Genomic DNA, 1185 nt, shown 5'->3' with positions numbered 1-1185 from the left:
GTATGCGTCCGGCAATCCCATCTTGAATGCGGCTTAGGAGCAAAGGATGCTCGTATCCACTACGACTGTTGGTGGACACGTGCACACTATCTCTCCTCAGGCTTCGGGCGACCGGCGACGCCGCCGGTTGCATAGCGACGAATTCAAGGCCCATGCGGTCGCTTCAGCCGCGCAGCCCGGTGTCTCCATGGCATCCGTGGCGATGGCGCTGGGCATCAATGCAAACCTGCTGCGCCGCTGGGTGCGTGACGCGGAGGTGTCGCCTGGCGGAATCGTGGAAGGCACCGCTCGCAAGGCTTTGCCCCGCACTGAGGCTGCGTCGTCGTCCTTCGTGCCGGTGCAACTGCCTGCGCCGGTCACGCCGGCGAGCGAAATTCGCATGGAAGTCAGGCGAGGTTCCACGACCATCGTGGTGACTTGGCCGGCGGCACTAGCCACCGAGTGCGGCACGTGGCTGCGCGAGTTGCTACGGTGATCCGCATCGACGCCATCTGGCTGGCGGTCGAACCGTTGGACATGCGCGCCGGCACTGAAGCGGCATTGGGCCGCGTGGTGAAGGTGTTCGGCGAAGCCCGTCCGCATCACGCTTACCTGTTCGCCAACCGTCGAGCCAACCGCATGAAGGTCCTCGTGCACGATGGCATCGGTGTGTGGCTGGCCGCCAGAAGGCTCAATGCAGGCAAGTTCGTCTGGTCGGCTGACAGCGCCAACACCCTGAGCCTGAGCCGAACGCAGTTCGACGCACTGGTGCTGGGTCTGCCGTGGCAGCGCCTGGGCGAAGCCGGCATCATCCGCGTAATCTGAATCAAATCCATCGGCGTTCGGCAATTGCCGGATGTGCCGATGCCCTCGACGGCGTGATGCGCGACGATCACGCTCCATGATCAGCGAGCAGCAGCTAGAGGCCTTGGATCCGCAGGTGCGGCAGGCCATGCTGTCGTTGATGTCCGAGGTGGCCGCGCGCGACGAACAACTGCGCGCCAAGGACGCGCTGATCGAGCGGCGCGAGCGCGACGTGGCGTTCAAGCAGGCGCTCATCGACAAGCTCACGCACGAAGTGGCGGTGCTCAAGCGTATGAAGTTCGCCGCGACGAGCGAGAAGTTCGCCGGCAGCGCCGAGCAGAAGAGTCTGCTGGAGGACACGCTGGACGAGGACCTGGCCGAGCTCGGTCGGGAGATCAAGCG

The 1185-nt window shown here is 64.6% G+C and carries 3 protein-coding genes; all 3 read left to right on the top strand.

What is annotated here, in order from left to right; genetic code table 11:
• Positions 1-46: 46 nt before the first annotated feature.
• Positions 47-475, top strand: a complete 429-nt coding sequence (locus tag APY03_RS25170) for a transposase (RefSeq protein WP_102905041.1) — start codon at positions 47-49, stop codon at positions 473-475.
• Positions 472-804, top strand: coding sequence for an IS66 family insertion sequence element accessory protein TnpB (gene tnpB, locus APY03_RS25165; protein WP_068681219.1), 333 nt, complete (start codon positions 472-474; stop codon positions 802-804). The genes APY03_RS25170 and tnpB overlap by 4 nt, the downstream gene beginning before the upstream one ends.
• 76 nt (positions 805-880) lie before the next feature.
• Positions 881-1185: transposase (locus tag APY03_RS44425; RefSeq protein WP_232324393.1), on the top strand; the 305-nt coding region annotated here is incomplete at its 3' end.

The sequence above is a fragment of the Variovorax sp. WDL1 genome (genome assembly GCF_001541225.1).
GTDB lineage: Bacteria > Pseudomonadota > Gammaproteobacteria > Burkholderiales > Burkholderiaceae_C > Variovorax.
The sequence above is the reverse complement of the archived record's forward strand: the minus strand, read 5'-3'. Positions and strand labels throughout refer to the sequence as shown.